Source organism: Blastococcus sp. SYSU DS0617 (assembly GCF_054051075.1).
Genome location: NZ_JBJHAO010000016.1, coordinates 53,460 through 67,332 on the forward strand (window position 1 = coordinate 53,460; position 13,873 = coordinate 67,332).

A 13,873-nucleotide genomic window follows, 5' to 3' on the forward strand; every position below is an offset into this window, starting at 1 on the left:
ACCGGGAGCGGCCTCCGTCACCGCCCGGCCGGCCGAGGGGCCACCGGCTCGGACCGTTCCGTGGCCGCCAGGTCCTGCACCACGTTGCCCTCGACGACGAAGGTGCGCGCCGGCACCGGAGCCGGCGCGACGGGCCGGGTCCCCGACGCCCGAGGCCGGCGGGCACCGAGGAGCGTCGGCCGGAGACCCGCTCCGACGTCCTCCGCCCACCCCACCAGGAGGACGACGACGAGGAGCAGCACGCAGGTCGTCGCGAACCGGAGCAGGGCACCCGAGGCGTCGTCCGTGTGGTACGCCGCCAGCGGGGAGAGGGCGAGCGCCGGGACGGCGGCCGCGGCCGCGGCGGGTGCCCACAGGAAGACGGTCAGGCTGCGCGCGCCGACGGCCGAGAGCACGGCACCCGGCCGACCGGTCCGCAGGCGGTCGCCGCGCCACGGGACGCGCAGCAGGAGGACCACCAGACCGAGGGAGCAGAGGAGTGCCGCCACGGGGACCTCGTCGATCCGGCCCGCGTCCACCAGGTCCTGCCGCGATCCCGCGCGGGCCAGACCGGAGGCGAGGAGCACGGCTCCGAGGACGAGCGTTCGGCGCGGGGACAGCCCGGACAGCCGGCCGTCGTGCCGGGCGAACCCCACCAGCCAGCAGCACGCGTAGACGCAGAGATCGAGGACGACGTCACGGGCCGAGCCGGTCAGCGTGGCGATCCCGGTGCTCAGCACCAGGACGGTCACCACCGGCACGGCCAGGAGCCGGAGGGGCCACCGCCGGAACAGCCACAGCAGCGCCGGCGTCGCCAGGGTCAGCCACAGGAGCGTCGGCACGAACCACGCCGTCAGCACCCAGGGGATGCCCTCCACCGAGGCGGGGGGATCCGAGATCGGGAGGAGCCACAGCCCCACCGTCGACCAGGTGAACGGCTCGGCCCCCCGGAACGGGTCGGCCTGCCAGCCCCGCGCCAGCATGACCGCGAGCACGGCTGCGGCGAACACCCAGAACGGCAGCAGGAGCGCCGTGACCGCGCGACGGGCGGCGCCCGGTGCGCCGGCGGCCGACGCCGCGGCGGCGCCACCGACCGCGAAGAGCACGCCCACCGCCGGGAAGGTCAGCGGGAGCCAGTCCAGACCCAGGGTGACGTCGGCCACCACGAGCAGGAGCGAGACCGCGGCCAGGATCCGCAGGTACGGATCGACGACGCCCCTCACGCCGGGTCACCGCCGCCGGTGACCGTCGCGAGCGCCGGCCACACCTCGGGGTCCTCGCCACCGAGCTGCCAGATCGCCACGCCGCGCAGGCCGGCGTCGTGCGCCAGCTCTTGGGCGGCGCGGAGGGACCGGGCGTCCTCGTACCAGACCGTGTGCTGCTCACCGTCCCGGGCGTAGGAGAACGTCCACGACGCCGCGGCGTCGTCCCACGCCGGTTCGGCGCCGACCTCCTCGGCCAGCGCCACCGCGTCGGCCGCGCCCAGGACCGCGCCGCGCTCGCCCACCCAGTCGTAGCCGTAGGTGGGCAACCCGAGCATGAGCTTGTCCGCCGGCACCCGCTCGACCGCGTAGTCGACGACGTCGGACACCCACGCCAGCGGGGCGACCGGCCCGGCCGAGCTGCTGTTCCACGAGTGGTCGTAGGTCATCACCCGGACCTGGTCGACGACCTCGCCGAGCTGCTCGTAGCTGTACGCGAGGACCCCGGCGTAGTCGTCGCCCGTCCGGGCGGGCACGGCCACGGTGAGGTCCAGGCCGTGCTCGTCCAGGTCGGCACCGAGCGCGGCGAGGAAGTCGAGGAACGGCGGCCCGGCCGTGGGCGGCAGGGCCTCGTAGTCGATGTCGATGCCGTCCCACTCCTCGGCCAGCGCGAGGTCGACGAGGGCCGCGCGGTGGGCGTCGGCACGCACCGGGTCGGTCAGGAGGTCGGCGATCACCTGCCCCTGCCACGTCCCGTCGGCGAAGTTCTGGACGGTGGGCAGCAGCCGCGCACCGGCCTCGTCGAGCCGGCCGAGCACCTCCGCGGTCGGGGGTGTCAGCACGAGCTCACCGGCCACGTCGACCGTCACCCAGGTCGGGCTCACCTCGCCGACCCCGCCGACCTCCAGGGCCGGACGCAGCGAGTCCGCACTGCGCTCGTCCCACACCGGCAGCCAGGCGGCCGCCACCAGGGTCCGGTCGCCACCCCGCCCGGACAGAGCCAGCCCCGCGATCACGGCGAGCACGACGAGGGCCGCACCTCCCGCGTAGAACCACCGGCGCCGGCTCATGCGGGCACCGTGACCGGCTGCTCGGCGTCCTCGTCCATGTGCGCCGTGCGGGCCAGCTTGTTCCAGCCCAAGCGGATGCCGCGGATGGCCGTGCCGATCGTGGCGTAGAGCAGGTAGGCGCGCAGCGGCTCGTAGATGAAGCGGTACAGCGGAACCATCAGCAGGTGGGCCGGCCTCTCCTTCAGCAGGCGGACCGCCACCGCGGCGACGGCGCCGTAGATGAGGGCGAACAGCATGAAGTAGCCCAGGACGGGGAGCGGCCCGGCGGAGGCGAGCATCTGGAGGACCACCACCACGACCAGCGGCGTGAACACCAGGGGCAGCAGGATCTGCAGGGTCGCCATGGGCATGATCAGCATCCCGAGCCACCCGAACCGCGGGCGGAGGAGCATGTCGCGGTGCCGCCAGACGGCCTGGACGGTGCCGAACATCCAGCGCACCCGCTGCTTGAGCAGGGCGTCCACCGTCTCGGGAGCCTCGGTGAAGGCCACCGCCTCGTCGGCCTGCTCGACCCGCCACCCGCGCTGGTGCAGCAGGAGGGTGAGGTCGCAGTCCTCGGCCAGCGTGGCGTTGCTGTACCCGCCGGCCTCGAGCACGGCGTCCCGGCGCCACGCGGCGCACGCGCCCGGCACGATCATCACGGCGTTCAGCAGCGCCGCTGCCGAGCGGTCCACGCCGATCTGGGTGATGTACTCCAGCGCCTGCCAGCGGGTGACGACGTTGCGGGCGTAGTTGCCCACCTTGATCACGCCGGCGACCGCGCCGACGTCGGGCCGCGAGAAGCCGGCGACCAGGTGTCCCACCGTCGTGGGCGCGAACAGCGTGTCGGCGTCCAGGGTGACCACGAGGGGGTGCGCCGCCTCCTCGAAGCCGCGGTTGAGCGCCGCCCACTTGCCGGAGTTGGGCTGCTGGAGCAGTCGCACGCGGGGGTCCAGGGCGGCGACGTCCCGCACCATCGCCGCGGTCCCGTCGGTGCTGCCGTCGTCCACGACGAGCACCTCGTCGACCCGGTACTCCGAGGCCAGGACGTACTGCAGCGTCCGGGTGATCACCATCTCCTCGTTGTAGGCCGCGATGAGCACCGACACCCCGGTCGCACCGGCGACGTTCGGCGGGTTCCGCCTGCGCCGTGCCCGGACCAGCGCGAGGACGGTGTTGAGGACGCCGAGGCCGAGCATCGTGACGAGGGCGAGGACGAACAGCCCGGTCAGCACGGAGTCGGGCAGCACGAACAGCCCGTAGGCCAGCCCGACGGCGGCGGCGTCCCACCCGGAGGCCTCCGCGACGCCGGTGGCCGCCAGGACCTCCGGCATCACCTGGGGCATGGAGTGGAACGTGTAACCCGCGGCACGCGCCTGGACGATGAGCTCCTCGACGTACTCCAGGGTGAGCGTGCGGTCGGCGCCGCCGTCGTGCAGCAGCACCGTGATGTTGTCCTGCTCGCCCAGGGGCGGCATGGGGACCTCGTCGACATCGGTGCCGACCGGGAAGGACCAGTCCTGGGGGTCGAAGTCGTGCGATGCGACGACGTACCCGAGCTGCTGGGCGCGCAGGATGCCCACGAGGTCCCGGCGGATCGACTCGTCGTCACCACCCTCGTACGGCAGCCGGAAGTAGGAGGCGTACTCCCCCGTCCGCGCCCGGAGGAGGCGGTCCGTGAGGGCGATCTCCGCGCGCTGGCGGAAGGCCGGCGTCTCGTTCATGTCGACGTGGGTCAGCGTGTGGTTGGCGACCGCGTGGCCCTCCCGGGCCATCCGCTCGACGATCCCGGGATGCGCGGCCACCTCGTCGCCGATGACGAAGAAGGTCGCCGGGACGCCGTACCGGCTGAGCAGGTCCAGCAGCTGCGGCGTGTACACCGGGTGCGGGCCGTCGTCGAAGGTGAGCGAGATGGTCTTCTCGGCCGTCGCGCTGTAGCCGTAGCGCTGGACCGCGTACTCGGCGTCCGCGGCCTCGAGGGCGTCCTCCTCGGACAGCTCCCCCACGACCTGGCCGGAGAACGGCTCCTGGGCATAGCTGCGGCCGCCGGACTCCTGCACCCGGACGACGCGCACCAGCGGACCCTCGCCGACGACGGGCGGATCGCCGACCTCGGCGGCGGCCAGCGCCCGGGGCACATCGGCGCCGGCCAGCGACGGGGGTGCCACGAGCTGGGGCACGGCGACCGCGACCAGCGCGACGAGTGCGGCGAGGAGGACCAGCCCGACGATCCGCACGCGGCGCCACCGGCGCCCGGTCGGGTTCAGGAACACCGGGAGACCGCCGACGTCCCGCGCACGGGCGGCCGAGCTCCCGCGCCGCTGGGTTCGCCTGATCACGGTCTCCTTCGCGAGGTGGGTGTGGCCGGACAGGGCAGTGCGATGTCGACATGTCGACGATCCGGCGCACCCAGCCTTCGGCGCCGACCCCGTTCCCGGTTCACTCCGCCCCCGGGTCGGCGGACGGCACGCGAGGGCCGTCGACCGCCGTCGGCCTCGATGCTTCAACGTTTGACTATCGACCGTCAACCTGAACGCGGAGTCACCAGCGTGGTGGTCACGCTGAGTGATCGGCGACCCTGCCCGTTCTCCACGAACGACGCGAACAACCTGCTCAGACGAGCCGGGGTCGAACCCTGTCCCGGTGAGAGTTCATCCGACCGTCATGCCCGTGACCGACCGTGAGGTCTCCTGGCACTGTCCGAGAGCACGCAGCGTGACACCCGTCTCGGGGCGCGCCGACCGGTGCGGGACGGCACCGCGCGGTCAGCCCCGGTCCTGCCAGCGGAAGGTCCGCACGCACAGCATCAGCCCGACGACGCACCAGAGGCCCAGCACGATCGCGACCGTGCCCAGCTCCCAGGACCCGGCCGGCTCGCGGGCGGCCAGGGAGTCCGGCAGGAACACCGAGCGCAGCCCCTGGGCCAGCCACTTGACCGGGAAGACCGCCGCGACGTCCTGCAGCCAGCCGGGCACCTGGTCGAAGGGCATGAAGACGCCGGAGACGAACTCCAGCACCAGGGCGATCGGGGTCACCGTCGCCGACGCCGACCGCGAGTTGCGGGCCAGCGAGGAGACCGCGATGCCCAGCAGGGTGCACGCGGCCGCGCCCAGCACGGTGACCCAGGCGAAGGTCAGCCAGTCGCTCCCGGACGGCAGGTCGATGCCGAAGACGAGGACACCGACGAGCAGCAGGACGAGGACGGTCGCCAGCGTCACCGCGACGACCTGCGCGACCTTGCCGACGAAGTAGGCCGACTTCGGCATCGGGGTGCCGGCCAGGGCCTTGAGCGTGCCGTCGGACCGCTCGCCGGCGATGTGGATCGCCATGTTCTGCAGGCTCGCCCCGACGATGCCGGCGGTGATGACCCCGGCCATGAAGTACTGCGGGAAGTCGACGCCGGCACCCAGGTCGTAGTCGAGCACCGCCCCGAGGCCGAGCAGCAGGATCACGGGGAACAGCAGGGTGAACACGACCGACTCGCGCTGCCGGAAGAACTCCTTGAGCTCCACCCCGGCGCGCGTGCGGCAGACCCGGCCGACCGAGGGCAGGGCGGCGCGCGGAGGTGCGGCGGAGGTCACGAGCGGTCCCCGATCATCGTCAGGTAAACGTCCTCGAGGGTCGGGCGGTTCACCGCGAGGTCGGGCACCTCGCCGGGGAAGCGCGCGGCGAGCTCGGTGACGAAGGCAGTCGGCGTCGTCGTCTCGGCGGTTCGCCGCGCGCCGTCCTCGGTCCAGCTGACGACGGCCGGCGCCGTCCCCCGGCCGCCCAGGGCGGTGGGGACGGCGACCTCGGCGAGCTGCCCCCGGGCGATCACGCCCACCCGGTCGGCCAGCTCCTCGGCCTCGTCGAGGTAGTGGGTGGTCAGCAGCATGGTCGTGCCCAGCTCGCGGAGCGAGCGGATCAGCGCCCAGAACTGGCGCCGCGCCTCCGGGTCGAAGCCGGTCGTCGGCTCGTCGAGGAAGAGCAGCTTCGGCCGGCCGACGATGCCGAGCGCCACGTCCAGCCGGCGGCGCTGGCCGCCCGACAGCGTGCGGCCGCGGGCGCCGGCCTTCTCGGTGAGGCCGACCAGCTCGAGCACCTCGTCGGGGTCGCGGGGGTCGGCGAAGTAGGAGGCCTGCGCGGTCAGCAGCTCGCGCACCGACAGCTGGCTGTCCCCGGCCCCGGACTGCAGCACGATGCCCAGGTCGGCCTTCCAGCGGCGGCCGCCCTTCGCCGGGTCGACCCCCAGCACGCGGACCTCACCACCGTCACGCCCGCGGTAGCCCTCGCAGATCTCGACCGTCGTCGTCTTGCCGGCGCCGTTGGGACCGAGCAGCGCGAAGATCTCGCCACGACGGATGTCGAGGTCCAGACCGTCGACGGCCGCCCGCTCCCCGTACCGCTTGACCAGGCCGCGGATGGAGATGGCGGCCTCGGGGTCGAGCGGGGAGGCGAGCTGCTCGGGCGACGCCGCCGTCACCGTCGTTCGGGTCACGAGAGACCAGTGTCCTCTACGACCCTGCGGTGATGCGGTCGAGGACCAGCGGGAGCACCTCGTCGCCGGTGTCGACGCCGAACGCGCCCTCGAGCGCCTCCAGGGCCCGCGGGATGCGGGCGGCGTCGTCGGTATGCAGCTCGAGCAACGGCTGTCCGGCGGTCACCCGCTCCCCCACCCCCGCGGTCCAGACGACGCCCGCGGCGGCGGACACCGGGTCCTCCTTGCGGGCCCGGCCGGCACCCAGCCGCCAGGCGGCGACGCCGAGGGAGAACGCGTCCAGCCGGGTCAGCGTGCCGGTGGCCGGGGCGGTCACCACATGGGTCTCCGCCGGCCGCGGCAGCGGCGCGTCGGGGTTCCCGCCCTGCGCGGCGATCATCCGGCGCCACACGTCCATGGCCCGGCCGTCGGCCAGCGCCTCGGCGGGGTCGACGTCGGGACGCCCGGCGCCGGCGAGCATCTCGCGGGCCAGGGCCAGGGTCAGCTCGACGACGTCGGCCGGACCGCCGCCGGCGAGCACCTCCACCGACTCGGCGACCTCGACGGCGTTGCCCGCGGCCCGGCCCAGCGGCCGGTCCATCGCCGTCACCAGCGCGACGGTGCGGACGCCGGCCGCCTCGCCCAGCCCGACCATCGTGCGGGCCAGCTCGCGGGAGGCGTCGGGGTCCTTCATGAACGCGCCCGAGCCGGTCTTCACGTCCAGCACCAGCGCGTCGGCACCCTCGGCGATCTTCTTGCTCATGATCGAGCTGGCGATGAGCGGGATCGACTCGACGGTGCCGGTGACGTCGCGCAGGGCGTACAGCAGCTTGTCCGCGGGGGCGAGGTCGTCACCGGCCGCGCAGATCACCGCGCCCACGTCGCGCAGCTGCGCCAGGTAGGCCCGCTCGTCCACGTCGGCCCGCCAGCCGGGGATCGCCTCGAGCTTGTCCAGCGTGCCGCCGGTGTGCCCGAGACCCCGCCCGGACAGCTGCGGCACGGCGACCCCGCAGGCGGCGACCAGCGGCGCCAGCGGCAGGGTGATCTTGTCGCCGACGCCGCCGGTGGAGTGCTTGTCGGCGGTGGGCCGTCCGAGCGAGGAGAGGTCCTTGCGCGACCCGGAATCGATCATCGACCGGGTCCAGACGGCGAGCTCGTCGGGCGTCATGCCGCGGAAGAACACCGCCATCAGCAGTGCGCTCATCTGCTCGTCGGGCACCCTGCCTGCGGTGTAGGCGTCGATGACCCAGCGGATCTGGTCGGCCGAGAGCTCGACGCCGTCCCGCTTGGCCCGGATGACGTCGATGGCGTCGTGGGCGGCCATCAGCTCCGCTCCCGATCCGCTGCCGCGACCAGGTCGTCGGGCCCGAAGGCGTCCGGCAGCACCTCGCGCATCGGGACGATCCGGCTTCCCGAGGTGCCCAGCGAGACGGTCTCGATGAGCATCTCCGGTCCCCCGAACTCCCAGAGCAGCTGGCGACACCGGCCGCACGGCATGAGCGGCTGCCCGTCCCCGCCCACGCAGGCGACCGCGACCAGCCGCCCCCCGCCCGAGCGGGCCAGGTCGCTGACCATGCCGCACTCGGCACACAGGCTCAGCCCGTAGGAGGCGTTCTCGACGTTGCAGCCGGTCACCAGCCGGCCGTCGTCGACCAGGCCGGCGACCCCGACCGGGAACCGCGAGTAGGGCGCGTAGGCGCGGGTCATCGCCTCCCGGGCCGCGGTCCGCAGCGCGTCCCAGTCCACGTTCCCGTGCGTGGCCACTAGTGATCCCCTCGCCGGTAGACCAGCCCGTCGGCCTTCGGCATCCGTAGTCGCTGGGAGGCCAGCGACAGCACCAGCAGCGTGATCAGGTGCGGGGTGAAGGAGACGATGCCGGTGGGGAGCTCCTCGATGGTCAGGAAGCCGACCAGGCTCAGTCCGGCGAACGCCGCGGCCACCACCGCCTGCACGTACTTGCCACGGGCGGTCTGGAACACCGCGACCGCCACCAGCAGGACGGCGAGGAGCAGCAGGAGCGCGACGACGGCGGTGCGGCTGCGCAGCTGCAGGCCGTCGGCGAAGCCGAACAGGCCCGCGCCGGCGGCCAGGCCGCCGGGCCGCCAGTTGCCGAAGATCAGCGCCGCCAGGCCGATGAAGCCGCGCCCGCCGGTCTGGCCCTCCTTGTAGATGTTGGCGACGAAGACCAGCGCCACACCGCCGAGCCCGGCCAGGCCGCCGGAGATGACGACCGCGATGTACTTCATCCGGTAGACCGGCACGCCGAGGGAGTCGGCCGCCGCCGGGTTCTCCCCGCAGGAGCGCAGCCGGAGCCCGAAAGCGGTCCGCCACAGCACCAGGTAGGTGACCGGGATGAGCAGGATCGCGATGAGCGTCAGGATGCCCACCCCGCTGGTGAGCCCGCGCAGCAGACCGGCGACGTCGGAGACGAGGAACCAGTCGGTGTCCTGCAGGTCGCCGAGCAGATCGGGGCCCGAGGACAGCACCGGCAGCGAGAAGCTCGGCGGTCTGCTGGACAGCGCCGGTGACTGGGTGACCCCGCCCCCGACGTCGCTGCCGGCGTAGACCAGCTCGGAGAGGAACCGGACGATGCCCCCGGCCAGGATGTTGATGGCCACGCCGGAGACCACGTGGTCGACGCCGAAGCTGACCGTGGCGACGGCGTGCAGCAGCCCACCGGCGGCGCCGAAGACGATGCCGCCGACGATCGCGCCGACCCAGCCCCACTGGTAGCCGGCGTACCCGGCACCCCAGGTGCCCAGGATCATCATGCCTTCGAGGCCGATGTTCACCACGCCCGCGCGCTCGGAGAACAGTCCGCCCAGCGCGGCCAGCCCGATGGGCACCGCCAGCAGCAGCGCCGTCGCAAAGGTGGACGACGAGGTGAGCGCCTGCTCGCCGGAGACGATGCGGACCACCGACATCAGCAGCATCAGCCCGACGAAGCCCCAGGTGATCCGGCGTGCCTTGCCGCCCCCGAGGAAGAGCTCGGTGAGCGGTCCGCGGTTCGGGGCGGAGGTGGCTGCCGTCGTCGCGGTGCTCATGTCGGGGTCCCCTCGGAGACGTGGAGCGCCAGCGGAGCCTTTTCGTGGGGGAGGTTCATGCTCCGGCCCCCTGGCGGTCGTCGGTGATCCGGGTGCCGACCGGGCCTCCGGGGCCCGCGGACGTCCCGTCGTCGGCGGGCGGGTCGCCCTGCCCGCTGCCCCGCTCGGCCCGCCGCCGGTTGAGCTGCCGGGCCAGCTCGTTGGCGATCACGACCGCGAGCACGATCGTGCCCTGGATGATCGTGACCACCGAGGCGGGGATGTCGGCGAACTGCAGCGGCACCGCGGCCCGGTCCAGGAAGGCGAACAGCAGTGCGGCGAAGGCGATGCCGATCGGGCTGCCCCGGCCGAGCAGGGCCACCGCGATGCCCAGGAAGCCCAGGCCGGCGGTGAACTCGGTGCCGAAGTGGCGCGTGTCGCCCAGCAGGTCGGGCAGCCCGATGAGGCCGGCGATCCCGCCCGAGATGAGCATCGTCTTGATGACCATGCGACGGGCGTCGACGCCGCTGGCCGTGGCGGCCGAGGGCGACATGCCGGTCGCCCGGAGGTCGAAGCCGAACCGGGTGCGTGTCAGCACCACGGCCACCAGCACGCCCACGACGATCGCGACCAGCAGGAAGCCGTAGAGCTCCGACCGCGGCTGGGCCAGCCCCACGACGTCGAACAGCCCGTTGAGGCCGGGGAACCAGCCGGACTCGGGGATGTCCGTCGTGGTGATGATCGCCGCCCCCTCCTCGCTGCCCCGCAGCGGGCCGGTGAGCAGCCAGGACGCGGTGCCCAGGGCGATGAAGTTGAGCATGATCGAGCTGATCACCTCGCTCACGCCGCGGGTGACCTTGAGGACGGCGACGATGCCGGCCCACAGGGCGCCCACCGCCATCGCCACGACGATGATCAGCAGCACGTGCAGCGGGCCGGGCAGGGCGACCGCCGCCCCGGCGCCGGCGGCGAGGACCGTGGCCATCCGGTACTGGCCCTCGACGCCGATGTTGAACAGCCCCATGCGGAAGGCCACCGCGACCGCCAGGCCCGAGAGGAACAGCGGCACCGCGCGGTTGAGGATCACCACGATCGACTGGGTCTGCTGCGCCGGGGTGTCCCCGAAGTCCAGCAGCACCTGCAGCGCGGTCCCCGGGTTCTCGCCGATGGCCAGGATGACCAGGGTGGTGATGACCACCGCGACCACGACGGCCAGGGCCGGGGCGAGCAGGGCCGACCCGAGCCGGCGGAGGGCGGTCACGCGGCACCCGCCGCGCCGTCGTGGGCGCCGGTCATGTGGCCGCCGAGCTGTTCGGGTGTGACCGCCGTCGGATCCAGCGTGGCCACCAGCCGGCCGCGCAGCATGACGTGCAGCGTGTCGGAGAGGCTGATCAGCTCGTCCAGGTCGGCCGAGATCAGCAGGATCCCGAGCCCGTCGGCGCGGGCGGTGTTGAGCAGCTCCCAGATGGCGGCCTGCGCGCCGACGTCGACGCCGCGGGTGGGGTGCGCGGCGACGAGCAGCCGGGGCGAGGCGCTCATCTCGCGCCCGACGATCAGCTTCTGCTGGTTGCCGCCGGACAGCGCCACCGCGGGGGTGTCGGGTCCGGGGGCGCGGACGTCGTACTCGTCCATGATCCGCTCGGTGTCGGCGCGCGCCGCCCGGCGGTCGATGAACAGCCCCTTGACCGCCGGCGGGCGGGTCTGGTGGCCCAGGATCCGGTTCTCCCACAGCGGGGCGTCGAGCAGCATGCCCTGGCGGTGCCGGTCCTCGGGGATGAAGCCCACCCCGGCCTCGCGGCGGGCGCGGGTGCTCCAGTCGGCGATGTCCTCCTCACCCAGCTCGATGGCGCCGTCGGCGAGCGGGCGCAGCCCCATGATGGCGTCGACCAGCTCGGCCTGGCCGTTGCCCTCGACGCCGGCGATCCCCACGACCTCCCCCTCGCGGACGAGCAGCGAGACGTCGTCGACGGCGGGCCGGCTGCCCTGCGAGGCGACGGTCAGCCCGCGCAGCCGGAGGACGGGCACGTCCCGCACGGTGTCCTTCCGCGCGCCGGGCGTCGGCAGTTCCGAGCCCACCATCAGCTCGGCCAGCTGGCGCGCCGTCGTCGTCTTCGGGTCCGCGGTGCCGACGGTGGTGCCCCGGCGGATGACGGTGATCGAGTCGGCCACCTTGCGCACCTCGTCGAGCTTGTGCGAGATGAAGATGACGGTGAGTCCCTCGCGCGTGAGCTCGGCCAGGTTGCCGAACAGCTCGTCGACCTCCTGGGGGACGAGGACGGCGGTGGGCTCGTCGAGGATCAGCGTCGTCGCGCCCCGGTAGAGCACCTTGGCGATCTCGACCCGCTGCCGGTCGCCCACCCCGAGCTCCTCGACGAGGACGTCGGGATCGAGGTTGAGCGCGTACCGGTCGGAGAGCTCGGTGATGCGCCGGCGGGCCGTGGTGCGGTCGAGCCGCCCGCCGCGCGTCGGCTCGCTGCCCAGGACGACGTTCTCCAGGACGGTGAAGTTGTCGGCCAGCATGAAGTGCTGGTGCACCATCCCGATCCCCGCGGCGATGGCGTCCGACGGGCTGCGCAGCGTCGTCTCGCGGCCGTCGAGCAGGATCGTGCCCTCGTCGGGACGGTGCATCCCGTAGAGCGTCTTCATCAGCGTGGACTTGCCGGCACCGTTCTCGCCGACGATCGCGTGCACCTCGCCACGGCGGACCCGCAGCTGGATGTCGCGGTTGGCGACCACCCCGGGGAAGCGCTTGGTGATGCCGCGCAGCTCCACCGCGTACGGGACGTCTCCGGTCGCCGTCCCCGGCGGGTGCGCGCCGCCGGCTGCTGCCTCGGCCATGGGTGGGCCTTCCTCTCGCGGTGCCTCCGCGGGTGGGCGGGGCACGTCTGCTGCTGTTCGCCGGGAGGACGCAGGTCCTGCGTCGCCCACCGGGTCCGCCGGTCGGCAGCGCTGCCGACCGGCTGCGCGCATGATGTCGCACGCCCCGGCACGGCGGTGAACCAGCCCTCACGGCAACGGCGGGCCCGGGCGGAGTGCGCCCGGGCCCGCCGTGGGACCGACCCGTGTGCGCGGGACCGCCGAGAGCGGTCCCGCGCCGGTGTCACGGGGTGGTGGGAACCTCGATGTCGCCATCGATGATCTGCTGGCGGAAGTCGTCGAGGACGTCCTGGATGTCGTCGATGTAGCCACCGGAGTCCGACAGCCCGACGCCCTCGGTGGAGAGGTCGTTGAGGATGTCGGTGCCGCCCTCGACGTTGCCCTCGGCGACGTCGGTGATGTAGGCCTCGACCGCGTTGTCGACCCGCTTGAGCATCGACGTCATGATCACGGCCTGCTGCTCCGGCGACGCGCTCAGGTACTGGTCGGAGTCGACGCCGATGGCGCGCTGACCGGCCTCGACGGCCGCCTCGAAGACGCCCTCGCCGGAACCACCGGCGGCGTGGAACACGATGTCCGCGCCGGACTGGTACATGCTCTGCGCCGCGACCTTGCCGCCCTCGGGGTCACCGAAGCCGGAGGGGTCGCCGGCCGGGGAGAGGTAGGTCGTGTCGACGATGATGTCGGGCTTGACGGCCTCGGCACCAGCCTTGAAGCCCGCCTCGAACTTCTTGATCAGCGGGCTCTCCTGGCCGCCGACGAAGCCGATGTGGCCGGTCACGCTCTTGGACGCGGCGGCGACGCCGGCGAGGAAGCTGCCCTCCTCCTCGGCGAAGACCAGGCCGGTGAGGTTGTCCTCCCCCATGTCCTCGACCGAGGTGTCGACGATCGCGAAGTCGGTCTCGGGGTAGTCCGACGCGATGTCGGCGATGATGTCGCCGTAGGCGAAGCCGACTGCGATGACCGGGTTGTAGCCGTTCTCGGCGAGCTGGGTCAGCAGCTCCTCGCGGTTGGAGCCGTCGTCGTTGGGCGAGAGCTCCTCGATGTCCTCCTCGACGTCGCCACCCAGCTCCTGGACGGCCGCCTCGACACCGGCGATGGCCGAGTCGTTGAAGGACTTGTCGCCACGGCCGCCGGTGTCGTAGGCGACACCGACCTTGAGGTCGCCGTCGCTCGCGCCGCCGCTGCCGCCGTCGCCGCCGTCCTCGTCGCTGGCGCACGCCGACAGGGCCAGGCCGCCGGCCAGCAGCAGCGCCGCCGTCTTCGTCATCCGCGCTCGGCGCAAGA

General features: G+C 73.3%; 11 protein-coding genes. All 11 read right to left on the reverse strand.

Annotated features, from left to right (window positions below; all coding sequences use genetic code 11):
• Positions 1-17: 17 nt before the first annotated feature.
• The 11 genes from ACI793_RS16235 to ACI793_RS16285 all read right to left on the reverse strand — a co-directional run bounded on the left by ACI793_RS16235 (position 18) and on the right by ACI793_RS16285 (position 13,856).
• Positions 18-1,202 (reverse strand): acyltransferase family protein, encoded by a 1,185-nt coding sequence (locus ACI793_RS16235; protein WP_456607406.1) that lies wholly within the window; start codon positions 1,200-1,202, stop codon positions 18-20.
• Positions 1,199-2,251, reverse strand: coding sequence for a glycosyl hydrolase family 18 protein (locus tag ACI793_RS16240; protein ID WP_456607407.1), 1,053 nt, complete (start codon positions 2,249-2,251; stop codon positions 1,199-1,201). The genes ACI793_RS16235 and ACI793_RS16240 overlap by 4 nt, the downstream gene beginning before the upstream one ends.
• Positions 2,248-4,569: a bifunctional polysaccharide deacetylase/glycosyltransferase family 2 protein gene (locus ACI793_RS16245; RefSeq protein ID WP_456607408.1), complete on the reverse strand. Its 2,322-nt coding sequence runs from the start codon at positions 4,567-4,569 to the stop codon at positions 2,248-2,250. Before ACI793_RS16245 ends, ACI793_RS16240 begins: the two co-directional genes overlap by 4 nt.
• 426 nt (positions 4,570-4,995) lie before the next feature.
• Positions 4,996-5,811, reverse strand: a complete 816-nt coding sequence (locus ACI793_RS16250; protein WP_456607409.1) for an ABC transporter permease — start codon at positions 5,809-5,811, stop codon at positions 4,996-4,998.
• Entirely contained in the window at positions 5,808-6,707 is a 900-nt protein-coding gene (locus tag ACI793_RS16255) for an ABC transporter ATP-binding protein (RefSeq protein ID WP_456607410.1), read from the reverse strand. Before ACI793_RS16255 ends, ACI793_RS16250 begins: the two co-directional genes overlap by 4 nt.
• Positions 6,708-6,723: 16 nt before the next feature.
• Positions 6,724-8,010 (reverse strand): thymidine phosphorylase, encoded by a 1,287-nt coding sequence (locus ACI793_RS16260; RefSeq protein ID WP_456607411.1) that lies wholly within the window; start codon positions 8,008-8,010, stop codon positions 6,724-6,726.
• Positions 8,010-8,450 carry a cytidine deaminase gene (locus ACI793_RS16265; RefSeq protein WP_456607412.1) on the reverse strand — a complete coding sequence of 147 codons (441 nt, stop codon included), beginning with the start codon at positions 8,448-8,450 and terminating at the stop codon, positions 8,010-8,012. Before ACI793_RS16265 ends, ACI793_RS16260 begins: the two co-directional genes overlap by 1 nt.
• Positions 8,450-9,730, reverse strand: coding sequence for an ABC transporter permease (locus tag ACI793_RS16270; RefSeq protein ID WP_456607413.1), 1,281 nt, complete (start codon positions 9,728-9,730; stop codon positions 8,450-8,452). Before ACI793_RS16270 ends, ACI793_RS16265 begins: the two co-directional genes overlap by 1 nt.
• A 55-nt stretch (positions 9,731-9,785) precedes the next feature.
• Complete coding sequence (locus ACI793_RS16275; RefSeq protein ID WP_456607414.1) at positions 9,786-10,970, reverse strand: ABC transporter permease; 1,185 nt, start codon at positions 10,968-10,970, stop codon at positions 9,786-9,788.
• A complete protein-coding gene (locus ACI793_RS16280; RefSeq protein ID WP_456607415.1) occupies positions 10,967-12,547 on the reverse strand; it encodes an ABC transporter ATP-binding protein in 1,581 nt (526 codons plus the stop codon). Before ACI793_RS16280 ends, ACI793_RS16275 begins: the two co-directional genes overlap by 4 nt.
• A gap of 262 nt (positions 12,548-12,809) precedes the next feature.
• Positions 12,810-13,856 (reverse strand): BMP family lipoprotein, encoded by a 1,047-nt coding sequence (locus ACI793_RS16285; RefSeq protein WP_456607416.1) that lies wholly within the window; start codon positions 13,854-13,856, stop codon positions 12,810-12,812.
• Positions 13,857-13,873 lie beyond the last annotated feature (17 nt).

What these genes read in the sequence shown, in the direction of transcription:
- ACI793_RS16240 (WP_456607407.1), bottom strand. Translation starts at nt 2,251, where the DNA reads ATGAGCCGGCGCCGGTGGTTCTACGCGGGAGGTGCGGCCCTCGTCGTG.
- ACI793_RS16260 (WP_456607411.1), bottom strand. Translation starts at nt 8,010, where the DNA reads ATGGCCGCCCACGACGCCATCGACGTCATCCGGGCCAAGCGGGACGGC.
- ACI793_RS16270 (WP_456607413.1), bottom strand. Translation starts at nt 9,730, where the DNA reads ATGAGCACCGCGACGACGGCAGCCACCTCCGCCCCGAACCGCGGACCG.
- ACI793_RS16280 (WP_456607415.1), bottom strand. Translation starts at nt 12,547, where the DNA reads ATGGCCGAGGCAGCAGCCGGCGGCGCGCACCCGCCGGGGACGGCGACC.
- ACI793_RS16285 (WP_456607416.1), bottom strand. Translation starts at nt 13,856, where the DNA reads ATGACGAAGACGGCGGCGCTGCTGCTGGCCGGCGGCCTGGCCCTGTCG.